13 protein-coding genes are annotated in these 12645 nt (G+C 69.7%); 9 read left to right on the forward strand and 4 right to left on the reverse strand.

The annotated features are described in order from the left end of the window. Positions 1-37 precede the first annotated feature (37 nt). Positions 38-838 (reverse strand): 5'-nucleotidase, lipoprotein e(P4) family, encoded by an 801-nt coding sequence (locus BLQ43_RS12070; protein WP_218119200.1) that lies wholly within the window; start codon positions 836-838, stop codon positions 38-40. A 454-nt stretch (positions 839-1292) separates the two neighbouring features. Between BLQ43_RS12070 and BLQ43_RS12075 the strand changes: the two genes are divergently transcribed. Beyond that, positions 1293-1712, forward strand: coding sequence for a PAS domain-containing protein (locus BLQ43_RS12075; protein WP_090021256.1), 420 nt, complete (start codon positions 1293-1295; stop codon positions 1710-1712). A 101-nt stretch (positions 1713-1813) separates the two neighbouring features. On the opposite strand, the gene BLQ43_RS12080 is transcribed toward BLQ43_RS12075, so the two are convergent. Next, positions 1814-2218, reverse strand: coding sequence for a MerR family transcriptional regulator (locus BLQ43_RS12080; protein ID WP_090021258.1), 405 nt, complete (start codon positions 2216-2218; stop codon positions 1814-1816). A 127-nt stretch (positions 2219-2345) separates the two neighbouring features. On the opposite strand from BLQ43_RS12080, the gene merF reads away from it, so the two are divergent. Both merF and BLQ43_RS12090 read left to right on the forward strand, forming a co-directional pair. After that, positions 2346-2543: a mercury resistance system transport protein MerF gene (gene merF, locus BLQ43_RS12085; protein ID WP_090021260.1), complete on the forward strand. Its 198-nt coding sequence runs from the start codon at positions 2346-2348 to the stop codon at positions 2541-2543. Next, positions 2536-2760 carry a GDCCVxC domain-containing (seleno)protein gene (locus BLQ43_RS12090; RefSeq protein ID WP_090021262.1) on the forward strand — a complete coding sequence of 75 codons (225 nt, stop codon included), beginning with the start codon at positions 2536-2538 and terminating at the stop codon, positions 2758-2760. The genes merF and BLQ43_RS12090 overlap by 8 nt, the downstream gene beginning before the upstream one ends. A gap of 85 nt (positions 2761-2845) precedes the next feature. Here BLQ43_RS12090 and BLQ43_RS12095 read toward each other — a convergent pair whose 3' ends face one another. After that, complete coding sequence (locus BLQ43_RS12095) at positions 2846-4039, reverse strand: TauD/TfdA family dioxygenase (protein WP_218119201.1); 1194 nt, start codon at positions 4037-4039, stop codon at positions 2846-2848. A 114-nt stretch (positions 4040-4153) separates the two neighbouring features. On the opposite strand from BLQ43_RS12095, the gene BLQ43_RS12100 reads away from it, so the two are divergent. Beyond that, complete coding sequence (locus BLQ43_RS12100; protein ID WP_090021265.1) at positions 4154-5056, forward strand: LysR substrate-binding domain-containing protein; 903 nt, start codon at positions 4154-4156, stop codon at positions 5054-5056. A gap of 206 nt (positions 5057-5262) precedes the next feature. Beyond that, complete coding sequence (locus BLQ43_RS12105; protein WP_090021267.1) at positions 5263-6225, forward strand: ABC transporter substrate-binding protein; 963 nt, start codon at positions 5263-5265, stop codon at positions 6223-6225. Between the two features lie 158 nt (positions 6226-6383). Here the strand turns inward: BLQ43_RS12105 and BLQ43_RS14460 are convergent, their stop codons facing one another. Beyond that, on the reverse strand, positions 6384-6557 hold the full coding sequence (locus BLQ43_RS14460; RefSeq protein WP_143006274.1) for a helix-turn-helix domain-containing protein: 174 nt from the start codon (positions 6555-6557) through the stop codon (positions 6384-6386). 425 nt (positions 6558-6982) lie between these two features. Between BLQ43_RS14460 and BLQ43_RS12110 the strand changes: the two genes are divergently transcribed. From BLQ43_RS12110 to BLQ43_RS12125, 4 genes are read left to right on the forward strand one after another with little or no spacing between them, the layout of a single operon-like run. After that, entirely contained in the window at positions 6983-7714 is a 732-nt protein-coding gene (locus BLQ43_RS12110; protein ID WP_090021269.1) for a Crp/Fnr family transcriptional regulator, read from the forward strand. Between the two features lie 23 nt (positions 7715-7737). Continuing rightward, positions 7738-11406: a CheR family methyltransferase gene (locus tag BLQ43_RS12115; protein ID WP_090021273.1), complete on the forward strand. Its 3669-nt coding sequence runs from the start codon at positions 7738-7740 to the stop codon at positions 11404-11406. Next, a complete protein-coding gene (locus BLQ43_RS12120) occupies positions 11390-11785 on the forward strand; it encodes a response regulator (protein ID WP_090021276.1) in 396 nt (131 codons plus the stop codon). Before BLQ43_RS12115 ends, BLQ43_RS12120 begins: the two co-directional genes overlap by 17 nt. Further along, complete coding sequence (locus tag BLQ43_RS12125) at positions 11785-12477, forward strand: DUF3047 domain-containing protein (protein ID WP_090021279.1); 693 nt, start codon at positions 11785-11787, stop codon at positions 12475-12477. Before BLQ43_RS12120 ends, BLQ43_RS12125 begins: the two co-directional genes overlap by 1 nt. Positions 12478-12645: the final 168 nt, after the last annotated feature.

The raw sequence follows: 12645 nt of genomic DNA on the forward strand, positions 1-12645 counted from the left end.
ACCGGGAGGCTGGCTCCCGGTGGGCCGGACCGCGTCCTTACTCGGCGATCTTCATGGGCGCGTCCCACGCCTCCAACTCGGTCTCGGTCCAGTCGCCGTAGGTGGCGTTCGGCAGCACGATCCAGTCGGTGCCGAACTTGTCGGCGTTTTCCTCGACGGCGGCGCGCTTCTCCGCCACGGACCCCTCGAAGGCGCCGTCGAGATCGGCCAGCGAGTCACCGATCAGCATGATGATCTCGTGGTTCTCGCGGATGGCGGCGCGCCGCTTGGTCTTGGGGTTGCCCTCGCTCCACAGCTTGACGGTTTCCGCGGAAGCCTGCGGCAGCCCCAGCTCCTGGAGCGTGTCGACGGTGTGGGGCTTGTTCGAGCCGAAGCGGTTGGAGACGTAGAAGATGTTCACGCCCTGCGCGTCGGCATAGGTCAGGAAGTCCTTGGCGCCCGGGATCAGCTCGGGCGTGCCCTCGCGCTCCCAGTGGCCCCAGGTGTCCCAGGTGGTGTAGGTGTGGCAGTTGCGCATGTCGCGCACCAGCAGCGGCGTGTTGTCGACCAGGGTCTCGTCCGCGTCGGTGACGATGGCGAGGTTCTCGGTGCTGCCGTGGCGGGCCAGCTTGTCGTCCAGCTGCATGCGCGCGACCTTGAAGGCCTGACGCTGGAGCGCGTCGATCACGGCGGATTGCTGCTGGAACTTCAGGCCTTTCTCGAAGGTGTACTGCTTGCACAGCTTTTCGTCGTCCTCGGCGTGGGCCGTGCCGAGCGGGACGGCGGCGCCGGCCAGCAGCGCCAGCGTGCCCGCGAGAACCGTGGCTTTCTTCAAAAGCGGCGTACGCATGCGCGTCATGTCGTGCCTCCTGTTCCGGTGCTTTGCGTTATCAAGCCTGTTCGGCGACAGATCGCCGGGTACGGATTTTCGCAGGATAACCGAGATTGATTGAACGTTCAAAAAAACATCGTGGATGAGCCGGCGGCACCCGCGCCGCTTACGCATGCATCGCCGTTCAAGCATGGGCGCTCGGCGCAGGCCACCTGTTTGGTCGTACGGACGCGCATGGAGCGGAACGCATGGCCTCATGTTGGCTTTGCGCGTCCCTGACATTGTTGAAGCGGCTGGCTTTCAAGGCGATTCGACGCGAATTGAAACCAAATCGTTCGGCTGTGCCGTTGAGCCCGACTTGCACCGTGGCCGGCGCGGCACCCGGCAGCCACCCGTGGCGGTTTGTTGAGGTTCGGCAATCGAATGTCACGGGGACAGTGAAGGCATGGCGTTCGCGGCCGCTCTTGCTTTAAGATAAGGCATGATGCTGCTCGATGAAGCCTACGCACGTATCACGGACGCGGAGCGCGAGCGCTCCTTCGTGATGAGCGACCCGGCGCGGCCCGACAATCCCATCGTCTTCGCCAACGACGCCTTCCTGCGCCTGACCGGGTACGCGCGCGACGAAGTGATGGGCCACAATTGCCGCTTCCTGCAAACGCCGGAGACGGATGGGGCCAGCGCGGCCGCCCTGCGCGAGGCCATGACGCAGCCGACCGCGATCACGGTGGACATCCTCAACCGGGCGAAGGACGGCACGCCCTTCTGGAACCGCCTGCGCATCCGCCCGATCTTCGGCGACGACGGCAGCCTGGAAAACTTCGTCGGCGTGCAGAACCCGATCAACGCGGACGATGTGCGCGCCAGCCCACTGTGGGGCATCGCCAGCATGGCGATGTGAGCCGAAAAAGGGGTGGGGGCCTCGCAAGCCCGCCACGCCCTCGTGCCGAAGGGCCAGTCGCCGGCGGTTCATCCGGGGCCGGTGCGTGGGGCGACCGGTGTTTACGCGTCGCCGCTCAATTCCGCGATGATGGGGCAAGTGGGTGAGGTGTCGGCCTCGCACCGCGCAACGGTCGCCGCCAGCGTGCGTTCCATGCGCTGGAGATCGGCGATCTTGCACCGCACGTCTTCGAGATGCGCGGCGGCGGTCTCCCGGATGTCCGCGCAGCACGGGCCGCGCTCGGCGAGATCCAGCAGCGTGCGGACATCGTCCAGCGTGAAGCCGAGATCGCGGCTGCGCCGGATGAAGGTCAAGCGGCGGGCGTGGTCCGGGGTGTAGCGGCGGTGCCCGCCGTCGCTCCGCGGGGGCTGGGGCAGCAGGTCGATCTTTTCGTAATAGCGGATGGTCTCCACCTTCACGGCGGTGCGCCGCGCCAGCTCGCCGATCGTGAACGTCCCGTCCGCCATGCCGTGATCCCTTGAATCTATAGTCGCTACGGCCTTTAGCGTGAGCCGTCACGCGCCCCGGGTGCAAGGCGCGGGGTACCGTGTCGGCGGGGCGGCCAAGGGTTTTCGCAGGAAGGGTTGGGCGAGCATGAAGCTTCTGTGCACGGGGCTGGCGGGCACCGCGATCACCGCGCTGTGCTGTTTCACGCCGCTGCTGGTGGTGCTGTTGGGAAGCCTTGGGCTGTCGGCGGCGGTGGGATATCTGGATTTCGTGCTGCTGCCGGCGCTGGCGTTCTTTCTCGGTGTCACGGTCTATGCGGCCTGGCGGATGCGACGCCATGCCTGAGGTTCACTCGACCATCACCTGCCCGTACTGCGGTCACACGCGCACGGAAAGTATGCCGCTGAATGCCTGCGTCGCCTTTTACGCCTGCGCGGGGTGCGAGCGGCTGCTGCGCCCGAAGGCGGGCGATTGCTGCGTGTTCTGTTCCTACGGCACGCAGCCGTGCCCGCCGGTGCAGGACGCCGATGCGGGAGGTCCCGATGGCTGCTGCGGGGCGTGACCCCCAGCGCGCGTTCGGGCTTTTCGTTCGTTCGCCTTGTGGACGCCGATGAATCCGCCCGGCACATCGGCAGGCCACCGGCAGGTTATGCGCCTCCGCGCTGAAGCACCCGCAGGCGGCTGTTCACCAGATCCCGGTCCACATAGGCGCCCTGGAGGTGGCGGCGGCCGGTGTTGGGGTCGAAGGACTCACGGCCGTGCAGGACGCGCAGGTTGTCGAACCCGATCATCTGCCCGGGCTGGAGCTGGAAGCGGATCATGAAGCGCGGGTCGCGCAGCAGCTCCCAGAAGCGCACATAAGCCCGGTAGAAGACCGGCACCGTATCGGCCGGCATGCGCAGCTTGTCGCGGATCCAGTTGTTGAAGCGGATCTCGCTCAGCGCCCCGTCGGCGTCGCGGCCCACGGTGGGCGCGCGGAAGGCGATGTCCGCCGTCTCGTCCTGGAAGCGGAAGTCCACCGGCTGGCTGGCGAGCACCTCGAAGGCCTCGGGGTCCTCGCGCTTGAGCTGCTCGGCCACGGCGAAGCCGTCGGTGAGCAGCGAGGCGCCGCCCTCGGCGGCGTTTTCCAGGCAGTAGAGGAACTGGAAGTCGGGCGGGCGCTGCCAGTTGGGCAGGTCGACGTGCGGCTCCAGTTTGATCGCGGTGTAGGCGGCGTTGTTCGGGTTGGGCTTGGAGACGACGTCGAACATTCGCCCGAAGTTGGTTTCGCGCGGCCAGCCGATGCGCTCGACGGCGCCCAGCACTTCCTCGCCCTCGGTCGGGCCGTCGGTGATGAGCGCGATGCCGTAGCGGCTCAGGTTCTCCAGCCAGGTGCGCAGCCCGGCGTCGGTCGTTGTCATCGCCGTCCACGACACCTGCGGCAGGGTCTGCATGCCCGCGGCGTCCCAGAAGCCGCGGCCGTCGCCGCCGGCCGGGCCGCCGCTGTCGTCGCGCAGGCGCAGCCAGCCCGGATCGAACAGGCTTTCGTGGTGTCCGCCGCCCTCTGGCCACAGCAGGCCCAGCGCCCCGTCCGGCGTAACCTCGGCGGCCGGCTGCGGCACCGGCCCGTAATCAACGAGGTCGAAGGTGCGCTCGCGCGTCTGCGGGTGGCGGCAGGCGCTGCACGGGCAGTGGTCGCGCAGCCAGATGCGGTGGAAGCGCGCCTCGCGCCCGTCGTCCCAGGTCACGGCCACGCGGTCGCCCTCGACGCGGGCGCCGGTGAGGCGGTGCGGGCTCGCGTAGGGTTCCAGCTCGCCCATCACGACGACGGGTGCGGCGTCGGTCACGGCGTCGTACGGCATCCCTTCGTCCTCCCATCGGCTGCGTGCGGGCCGGAGGGTGCGCGGGTGGCCGCGTCGCGCGCAAACGACTATTCTGCACGCAGAGCCCAAGCTGAGATCATCGGGGGCGCAGGCATGGCCCGCCGCATTCCGCCCGCCACCTGGCTGCGCGCCTTCGACGCCGCCGCGCGCCACATGAGCTTCACGGAAGCGGCGCGCGAGCTGGGCGTGACCCAGTCCGCCGTCAGCCGCCTGGTGCGCCACCTGGAACAGCACGTCGGCCAGGACCTCTTCGTGCGCTACCCGCGCAGCATCGCGCTGACGGAGGTGGGCCGCGCCTACGCCCAGACCGTCCACGAAGCCTTCGACCGCCTGGCCGGCGGCACCGAGGAGGTCTTCGGCGTGGCCCGCGACGAGCCGCTGACGGTCCGCGCCACCCCCGGCTTCGCGGTGTTCTGGCTGGCGCCGCGGCTGGCGGACTTCCGCGCGCGCTGGCCGGAGGTGGCGATCCGGCTCGCCAGCGGCGTCTGGGCCAGCGACTTCACGGGCGACGGTGCGGACCTGGAAATCCGCTACGGCGACGGCGACTGGGACGAGGTGGAGGCCGTGCGCCTGACGCGCGAAACCATCTTTCCGGTGTGTGCGCCGTCCGTGGCCGCCGGCCTGCATCGGCCCGCGGATCTTGCCGAGGCGACGCTGATCCACGCCGTCGGCTTCGAGGCGGGCTGGCCGAGCTGGCTGGACGAGGCGGGGGCGGACGCGGTCATGGCCTCGGCGCGCGCGATCTCCAGCGACACCATCGCCGCCACGGTGGCCCTGGCGCGCGCGGGCAGCGGCGTGGCCCTGTTGCGCAGCTCCTTCGCCGACGCGGCCCTGGCGGACGGCGGGCTGGTGGCGCCCTTCACGCAGGCCACGCCCTTGTCCGAGGCGTTCTACGTTACCTGGCCGTCGCTGCGCCCGCTGCGCCCGGAAGCGGCGGCGTTCCGCGACTGGCTGGTGGGGCGGGCAGATGTCGAGCCCGACCGACCCATGAGCTGAGCACGGCCTCAGCCCGGAAAGAAATCATTTGTGCCGGTGCGCGGGTGCACCGCAGCGTACCTCCCAGGGCATACCCCGGACGCCATTCCCGTTCGGGTCCGGCGGCGCCGCCCGCGCCCGGGCCGTTTTTTCAACAGGCCGCAGCGTCCGCGCCGCGCCGGCGTCGTCAACGCGTTCAAAGACACACAACAACGGGAGGCCCTGCAATGACTGGGATCAGGACCGAGTTGACCGCCCCGCGGCTGGCGGCTTTCGCCGTGGCGGGCGCTCTGGCGCTGACGGCCGGTATGCCGCGGCCCGCGAGCGCATCCGAACCGATCCGCTTCGCCGTGCAGGCATGGCCCGGCGTGACCGTGAAGACCGCCGTGGCCACACGGGTGCTGGAGGCCATGGGCTACCGGACGGAGACGCGCGAGCTGGGCTCGCAGTTCATCTACAAGGGCATTGAGAGCGGCGAGGTGGACGTCTCCTTCGGCGCCTGGATGCCGGCGCACAAGTCGATGCTTCAGCCACTGCTGGACAAGGGCGAGGCGGTCCAGCTCGCGGCGAACCTGAAGGGCGCCATCCAGGGGCTCGCCGTACCCACCTCCGTCTGCGAGGCCGGGATCACCAGCGTCGAGGATCTCGTCGCCAACGGCGAGCGCTTTGGCCGCAAGATCTACGCCATCGAGCCCGGCGCGGGCATGACGCGCGCCTTCAAGAAGGCGGTGAAAAACGATTACCAGGGCCTCGGCGACTGGGAGGTCGTGCCCAGCAGCGTCGCCGGCATGCTGGCCCAGGTGGAGCGCGCGGTCGGCAAGGACGAAGCCATCGTCTTCCACGGCTGGAAGCCGCACTGGATGGACGTGAAGTTCGACATCTGCTTCCTGGACGACAAGGAAAGCAGCGAGATCGCGGCGCTGGAAACCACGGTCCACACCGTGATCCCCGACGGCTGGACGGACGCGAACCCGAACGTCGCGCGCTTCCTGAAGCAGTTCCGGGTCGAGCCCTCGACCCAGAGCCGCTGGATCCACGCCTATTCCTACAAGGACCGCGAGCTGGATCGGGTCGCCCGGCAGTGGATCGAGCGGAACCTCGACACCATCGAAGGCTGGCTGAAGGGCGTGACGGCCAAGGACGGCGGCCCCGCCATCGACGCCGTGCGCGCCGCGTACGGCAGCAGCTGACCCCGCGGCCAGCGCCGGCCATGGATCGCCCCGCGCGTGCCGCCCGGCGCGCGGGGCGTCTTTTTTGCGCGGCCGTCCCGGCCGGCATGTCCCGCATGCGCGGCGCGTCCGCGCGGCTCGCCGCCAGCCGGTGGGTGTCGCGCCGCCGCGGCGCCCGGTCAATGCTGCGTCGTGTGCGTGAGGTGTTTGAGCACGTCCATCAGCAGCCGTGCGACCGTGTCCCGCGGCATGTTCATGTGGGCGGCGATGTCGTCCGTCGAATGTCCGTCCAGCGCGAGCCGGACGACCCATTGATGGCGCTCGTCCACCTGCGGTGCCTGCTGATGCGTCATGGGGGTGTTTCCCCTCCGCTCGGTTGCGGTCGCCATGGACGGTCCCTCTTCGGTGCTGTCGCATTCCCACGATCAGGGACGCTTGCCGCGGTTCCGGTTTGCGACGGTCGCCGCTGCTTCGCGGACATCTCATCCTTACGAGGTCATGGGCCGTCTGCACTAACATGCACTAGCGTTTGCTCGGGTGGACGCCCGGATGAACGGGGATTCGGGGGAAGGACGTACCATTAATTGTAAAAAATGCACGAAGCGGCTCGAATTTTCATTTACCCGGATTTGATCGACTCCTGTATCGGCCGCTGCGGTCGGGTCCATCACGGCCCGGCGCACGGAAACGCTTTGCGCGGCCGGCCTTGGCGGGCACCGTCCGTGGGTGGCACCCCAGTGCCGGCTCGCGCTCAGGTAGAGAAAGCGTCGCGATCCCGATGACCCGCACCCCGCTTGCCGACCGCTTGGCCGAGGTGGGCGCCTTGTCGCCGCAGCAGCGTGATCGCCTCTCGGGGTTGGCGGGTCGCCGCGTCGTGCTGCGCCGCCGCACGGCGCTCATCCATGAAGGGGAGACGGCCACGTGGTTCCCGGTGGTGGAGCAGGGCTGGCTGGAACACGAGCGCATCCTGGCGGACGGGCGGCGCTGCGCGGTTCAGGTGAGCCTGCCGGGCGACCTCGCGGACACCGTCATGCCGCTGACCGGGCGCGCCCAGTTCACGATCACGGCGACCACGGACGCGCGCGTGCACCTGGTCGATGCCGCGGGGTTCATGCGGCTGCTGCACGACGACCCCGCCGTCGCCCGCGCCTTCACGGGCCTTCAGGCGGTGTCGGAGTGTCGCGCCCGCGAGCGGCTGGTCGCCTTGGCGCGCATGAGCGCCTATGAAAAACTCTCTTTCCTGTGCCTGGAGCTTCTGTCGCGGCTGGAGGCCGCCGGGCACGCGAATGGCGGCGGCTTCGAGCTGGCGCTCAGCCAGCGCACCCTGGGCGAGGTGCTGGGCCTGCACGCCGTCCACGTGAACCGCATGTTTCACCGCCTGGAAGCGGACGGCTTTATCGTGCGCGATGGAAGCTTTATCCGGGTGGTGGATCGGGACATCCTGGCCGACCTCGTGGACTTCCGCCCGTGCCACGGCTGGCACGCGTGCCGGCCCGATGACCGGTCCTGACGGCTCCCACGGATTGGACGCGAATGGTTTCCAACAAACGAAATACGGGCGAGACGAACGACGACACGGACGGGCAGGCGCCGGCCGACGGCGGCCCGCCCATTCCCATCGTGGGCATCGGCGCCTCGGCGGGCGGGGTGGAGTCCCTGCGCCAGTTCCTGGGCGCCATGCCGGCGGACAGCGGCATGGCCTTCGTCGTCGTCCAGCACCTCCAGCACGGCCGACACAGCTTCATGGACGAGGTGCTGGCCGGCTACACGGCCATGCCGGTGGTCCAGGCCGAGGACGGGATGCCGGTGGCGGCCGACCGCGTCCACCTGCTCCCCTCGGACGCGCTCCTGACGATCCACGACGGCGCGCTGCGGCTTGAGGGATGGGCCGGCGAGGAAGAGCCGCGCCGCATGCCCATCGACACCTTCCTTCGCGCGCTGGCCGAGGACCAGGGCCGCAACGCCGTCGCCGTCATCATGTCGGGGGCCGGCAGCGACGGCACGCTGGGGGTGCGCGCGATCAAGGAACACGGCGGGCTGGCGCTCGCCGAGGCGTTCTCGGACACGCGCGGGCGCGGCGGCTTCGAAAGCATGCCGCAGAGCGCCGTCGCCACCGGGCTGGTGGACTTCGTCGTCACCGCGCGGGAGATGCCGGAGCAGCTCCTGGCCTATGCGCGCCATCTCAACGATATCGCCGGAAACACGGGGGTGGAGACGGTCGCGCAGGAGGCCGCGGACTACCTGCGCGAGATCTGCGCCGTGCTGCTGGCGCGCAAGGGGCGCGACTTCCGCCACTACAAGACCAACACCCTGGTCCGGCGCATCCAGCGGCGCATGCAGGTGCTGCGCATGACGTCGGCCGCCGCCTACGTGGAGCACCTGCGCGAGGACGCGCAGGAGGTGGAGCGCCTGGCCCACGAACTGCTGATCACGGTGACCAGCTTTTTCCGCGACCCCGACGCCTTCGACGCCCTCAAGCAGTTCACGATCCGGCCGCTGCTGGAGGACAAGACCGCCGACCAGGCCCTGCGCATCTGGGTGCCCGGCTGCGGCACGGGCGAGGAGGCCTTTTCCATCGCCGTCCTCGTTCAGGAAGTGCGGGAGGAGCTGGAGCGGTTTCCGCGCGTGCAGATCTTCGCCACGGACATCGACGAGCCGGCGATCGAAAGCGCGCGCACGGGCCGCTACCCCAAGTCCGTGGCCGCGGACATCCCGCCCAACCGGCTGCGCCGCTACTTCACCGAGGAGGAAGAGCACGACCGCGTCGTCAAGGACGTGCGCGAGATGTGCATCTTCTCCGTCCACGATCTGGTGCAGAACCCGCCGTTCTCCCGGCTGGACCTGATCTCCTGCCGCAACGTGCTGATCTACTTCGACAACGAGCTGCAACGCCGCCTGATCCCGGTCTTTCACTATGCGCTGCGCGAGGGAGGCTACCTCTTCCTCGGCGCGTCGGAGACGGTGGCGCAGCAGAAGACGCTGTTCGGCACGGTGGACAAGAAGCACCGCATCTATCGCCGGCGGCGGCAGGCGGCGAATCAGCACCCGGAGTTCCCCTTCCTCGCCGCCACGCAGCCGCCAGACATGCCGCACACCCCGGCGCCGCGCGACGGCGCCGCCGCCGACAGCGCGCAGAAGGTCGAAAAGCTCGTCCTCGACTGGTACGGGCCCGCTTTCGTCGTCGTCGACGAGCAGTTCAACGCGATCCAGTACTCGCGGCGCACGGGCAAATACCTGGAACAGCCCGCCGGCGCGCCGCGCACGAACGTGCTCGAACTCGCCCGCCCGGGCTTGCGCGTCGATCTCCAGGCCGCCCTCAAGAAAGCCAGCGAACAGCAGGGGGAGGCTGTCCGGCCGGACGTGAGCGTGCGCACCAACGGCAAGGCGGAGCGCGTCGACATCGTCGCCACCCCCATCAGCGGCAAGAGCGCGGCGCCCGTCTACCTCGTCGTCTTCCGCCCCAGCGAGGCGCCCGAAGCGCAGCCGGCCGCCACCGGCACCGAAACGGAAGCGGCCGAAAGCCCCGGGGAGTCCGGTGACGGGCGGGTGCGTCAGCTCGAATACGAACTCGCCTCCACCAAGGAGGATCTGCAGACGACGATCGAGGAGCTGGAAACCTCCAACGAGGAGCTGAAGTCGGCCAACGAAGAGCTGCTCTCGATGAACGAGGAGCTGCAGTCCTCCAACGAGGAGCTGGAGACGACCAAGGAGGAAGTGCAGTCCGTCAACGAGGAGCTGGAGACGGTCAACCAGGAGCTGAACCGCAAGGTCGCCGAACTGGACCAGACCAACACCGACCTGCGCAACCTGCTGCAGAGCACCGACGTGGCGACCGTCTTCCTCGACCGCCAGGCCAACATCAAGTGGTATTCGCCCGCGGCCACGCGCGTCTTCAACCTGATCGACAGCGACGTGAACCGCCCGATCACGGACATCACCTCGCGCGTCGACCTCTCGGGCTTGCGGCCGGACATCGACGCCATGCTGCGCAGCGGCGAGACGATCGAGCGCGAGGTCGTCAGCCACGACGGCGCGGCCACCTTCGCCATGCGCGTGCTGCCCTACCGCGACAACGAGGACCGCGTGGACGGGGTGGTGCTGACCTTCGTGGACATCACCGACCTCAAGGCCGCCGAGGCCGAAAGCGAGGCGCGCGCCCGCGAGGCGCGCCAGGCGCTCGCCGATCTGCACGCGCTGCTCGACGTGGCGCCTGTCGGCATCGCCATTGCCCACGATCCCGAGGGCGAGACGCTCACGGTCAACCGCGCGGCGGCCAAGATGCTGGGCGGAACCGACCGCACCGTCATTCCGGGCGCGGCCGGCGCCGAGCACCGCGTGGAAAAGGACGGCGAGCCCGTCGCGGCCGAGAATCTGCCGCTCCAGCGGGCGCTCAACACCGGCGAGACGATCGGCGACGAGGACCTGCGCATCGTCCCGCCCGGCGGCGAGGGCATCGAGGTGCTGATGACGGCCGCGCCGCTGCTGGACGAGGCGGGCGGCGTGCGCGGCGCGGTCACGGCGTTCAACGACATCACCCAGACCAAGGCCGCCGAGCGCCGCCAGCGCCTCTTGGTGTCGGCCCTGCAACACCGCGTGAACAACGTGCTGGCGGCCGTGCGCTCGCTGGAGCGCGAAACCCGCGAGACCTGCCGCGATCTGGACGACTTCGCCGAGCGCTTCGAGGGCCGCCTGGACGCGCTGGGGATCACCGAGACCATGATGGCGCGAACCGGCGGCGAGCGTGTGGACCTCGACGAACTCGCGGAAGAGACGCTGCCACGGGCGCTGTATGCCCCGGGGACCGTGACCGTCGAGGGGCCGCCGGTCAGCCTCAGCCGGCGCGCCGGGCAGCTCATGGCCCTGGCGCTCAACGAGCTTTTGACCAACGCCATCAAGCACGGGGCGCTCACGGCCGAAAGCGGCCGCATCGCGGTCGCCTGGGAAGCGGAGCGCACGGAGGGCGGCGGGATGCTGCGCTTCACCTGGACGGAACGAGGCCTGGCGCAAAGCCCGGCGCCGGTGGAGCGCGAGGGCTTCGGCCTCGATCTGGTGCAAAACGGCCTGCCGCTGGAGCTGGGCGGCAGCGGCGAGGTGAGCTTCGGCGCGGACGGCATCACCTGCACGCTGCGGCTGCCGCTGGACGGGGAGGTGGCGCTGGCGAACGGCGAACGCGGAGAGCGGCACGATGGCGACGCCGCATGACGCCGACACCCTCGCGGGCCTGCGGGTCCTGCTGGTCGAGGACGAGTACCTCGTCGCCCGCGGCCTGCGGCGGCTGCTGGCCGATGCCGGTGCGACGGTGTTCGGGCCGGTGGGAACCTTCGCCGACGCGCGCGCCGCGCTGGCCGCCGAGGCCATCGACGTCGTGCTCCTGGACATCGCCCTGCGGAACGAGGAAGAGAGTTACGCGCTGGCCGACGAGCTGGTGGCGGCGGGCCGCCCCTTCGCCTTCGTGACGGGCTACGACCGCTCGGTGCTGCCCGAGCGCTTCGCGGGCACGCCCTGGGTGGGGAAGCCGTTTTCGCAGCACGCCATCGCCCGCGCCGTGCGCACGGCGATGGGGTCGGGAGCGGTGGAGTGATGCGGGCGTTCGCCACGCTGGCCGTGATCGGGACGGCGGCCGTCTCCGTGGCGGCGCCGTTTGGGGCCGAGGCCGACGGGGATTTGCTGGACGCGCGCGGGCCGTGGGAAAAGCTGACGGTGCCGAGCGAGGCGGCGGCGCGGTTCGATTTCCGCGACGCCGGCACGGTGCGCATCGCCGCCGACGAAGCGGTGGGCTTTCTCTACCGCCCGGTGCGCGAACGCTGCGGGCCGTGCGCGCGTGTGCGGTGGTCGTGGCGGGTGGACGAACCCATGCCGCCCAGCGACCAGGGCAAGGCGGACGCCGACGACCGGGCGCTGGCAGTGCACCTCTGGTTCGACACCGGCAACCGCGACAAGACCCTGCGCGGCGACCTCGCCGCGCTGTGGGGCTATCCCACGGTGACGCACGCCATCACCTACGTCTGGGGCGGCGTGCGCCCGGCTGGAACCTTCGTGCAGAACCCGTACTACGACCGCGGCAAGCTGGTGATCCTGCGCGAAAGCGGCGCGGCCACGGGAAGGTGGCGCACGGAGCGCCGCGACCTGGCCGCCGACATCCGCCGTGCCTTCGGCAATGGGGTTTCGGTGGCGGACCTGGAATACGTCGCCGTCTCCGCCGACACCGACAACACCGACAGCCAAAGCCGGGGCCGCGTGCGCGGCCTGCGGCTGGCCGCGGCGGACGACTGACCGGCGCGCGGTTTTCGTTGCGCTTTCACCGGATCTTATACTGGCGAGCCAATGAAATCATACGCTGCGAGATCATAGCCCCATCCCCCTCTGGGTTTCGGGCTATCGCCCCAAACCCATCTCCCCCTTCCCCTACAAGGGGAAGGGGGAGATTACAGAGGGGGTTGG

Origin of the sequence: Limimonas halophila, from assembly GCF_900100655.1 — a bacterium.
In the GTDB taxonomy this organism is placed as follows: domain Bacteria; phylum Pseudomonadota; class Alphaproteobacteria; order Kiloniellales; family Rhodovibrionaceae; genus Limimonas; species Limimonas halophila.

What these genes read in the sequence shown, in the direction of transcription:
- BLQ43_RS12070 (WP_218119200.1), bottom strand. Translation starts at nt 838, where the DNA reads ATGACGCGCATGCGTACGCCGCTTTTGAAGAAAGCCACGGTTCTCGCG.
- BLQ43_RS12075 (WP_090021256.1), top strand. Translation starts at nt 1,293, where the DNA reads ATGATGCTGCTCGATGAAGCCTACGCACGTATCACGGACGCGGAGCGC.
- BLQ43_RS12080 (WP_090021258.1), bottom strand. Translation starts at nt 2,218, where the DNA reads ATGGCGGACGGGACGTTCACGATCGGCGAGCTGGCGCGGCGCACCGCC.
- merF (WP_090021260.1), top strand. Translation starts at nt 2,346, where the DNA reads ATGAAGCTTCTGTGCACGGGGCTGGCGGGCACCGCGATCACCGCGCTG.
- BLQ43_RS12090 (WP_090021262.1), top strand. Translation starts at nt 2,536, where the DNA reads ATGCCTGAGGTTCACTCGACCATCACCTGCCCGTACTGCGGTCACACG.
- BLQ43_RS12095 (WP_218119201.1), bottom strand. Translation starts at nt 4,039, where the DNA reads ATGCCGTACGACGCCGTGACCGACGCCGCACCCGTCGTCGTGATGGGC.
- BLQ43_RS12100 (WP_090021265.1), top strand. Translation starts at nt 4,154, where the DNA reads ATGGCCCGCCGCATTCCGCCCGCCACCTGGCTGCGCGCCTTCGACGCC.
- BLQ43_RS12105 (WP_090021267.1), top strand. Translation starts at nt 5,263, where the DNA reads ATGACTGGGATCAGGACCGAGTTGACCGCCCCGCGGCTGGCGGCTTTC.
- BLQ43_RS14460 (WP_143006274.1), bottom strand. Translation starts at nt 6,557, where the DNA reads ATGACGCATCAGCAGGCACCGCAGGTGGACGAGCGCCATCAATGGGTC.
- BLQ43_RS12110 (WP_090021269.1), top strand. Translation starts at nt 6,983, where the DNA reads ATGACCCGCACCCCGCTTGCCGACCGCTTGGCCGAGGTGGGCGCCTTG.
- BLQ43_RS12115 (WP_090021273.1), top strand. Translation starts at nt 7,738, where the DNA reads ATGGTTTCCAACAAACGAAATACGGGCGAGACGAACGACGACACGGAC.
- BLQ43_RS12120 (WP_090021276.1), top strand. Translation starts at nt 11,390, where the DNA reads ATGGCGACGCCGCATGACGCCGACACCCTCGCGGGCCTGCGGGTCCTG.
- BLQ43_RS12125 (WP_090021279.1), top strand. Translation starts at nt 11,785, where the DNA reads ATGCGGGCGTTCGCCACGCTGGCCGTGATCGGGACGGCGGCCGTCTCC.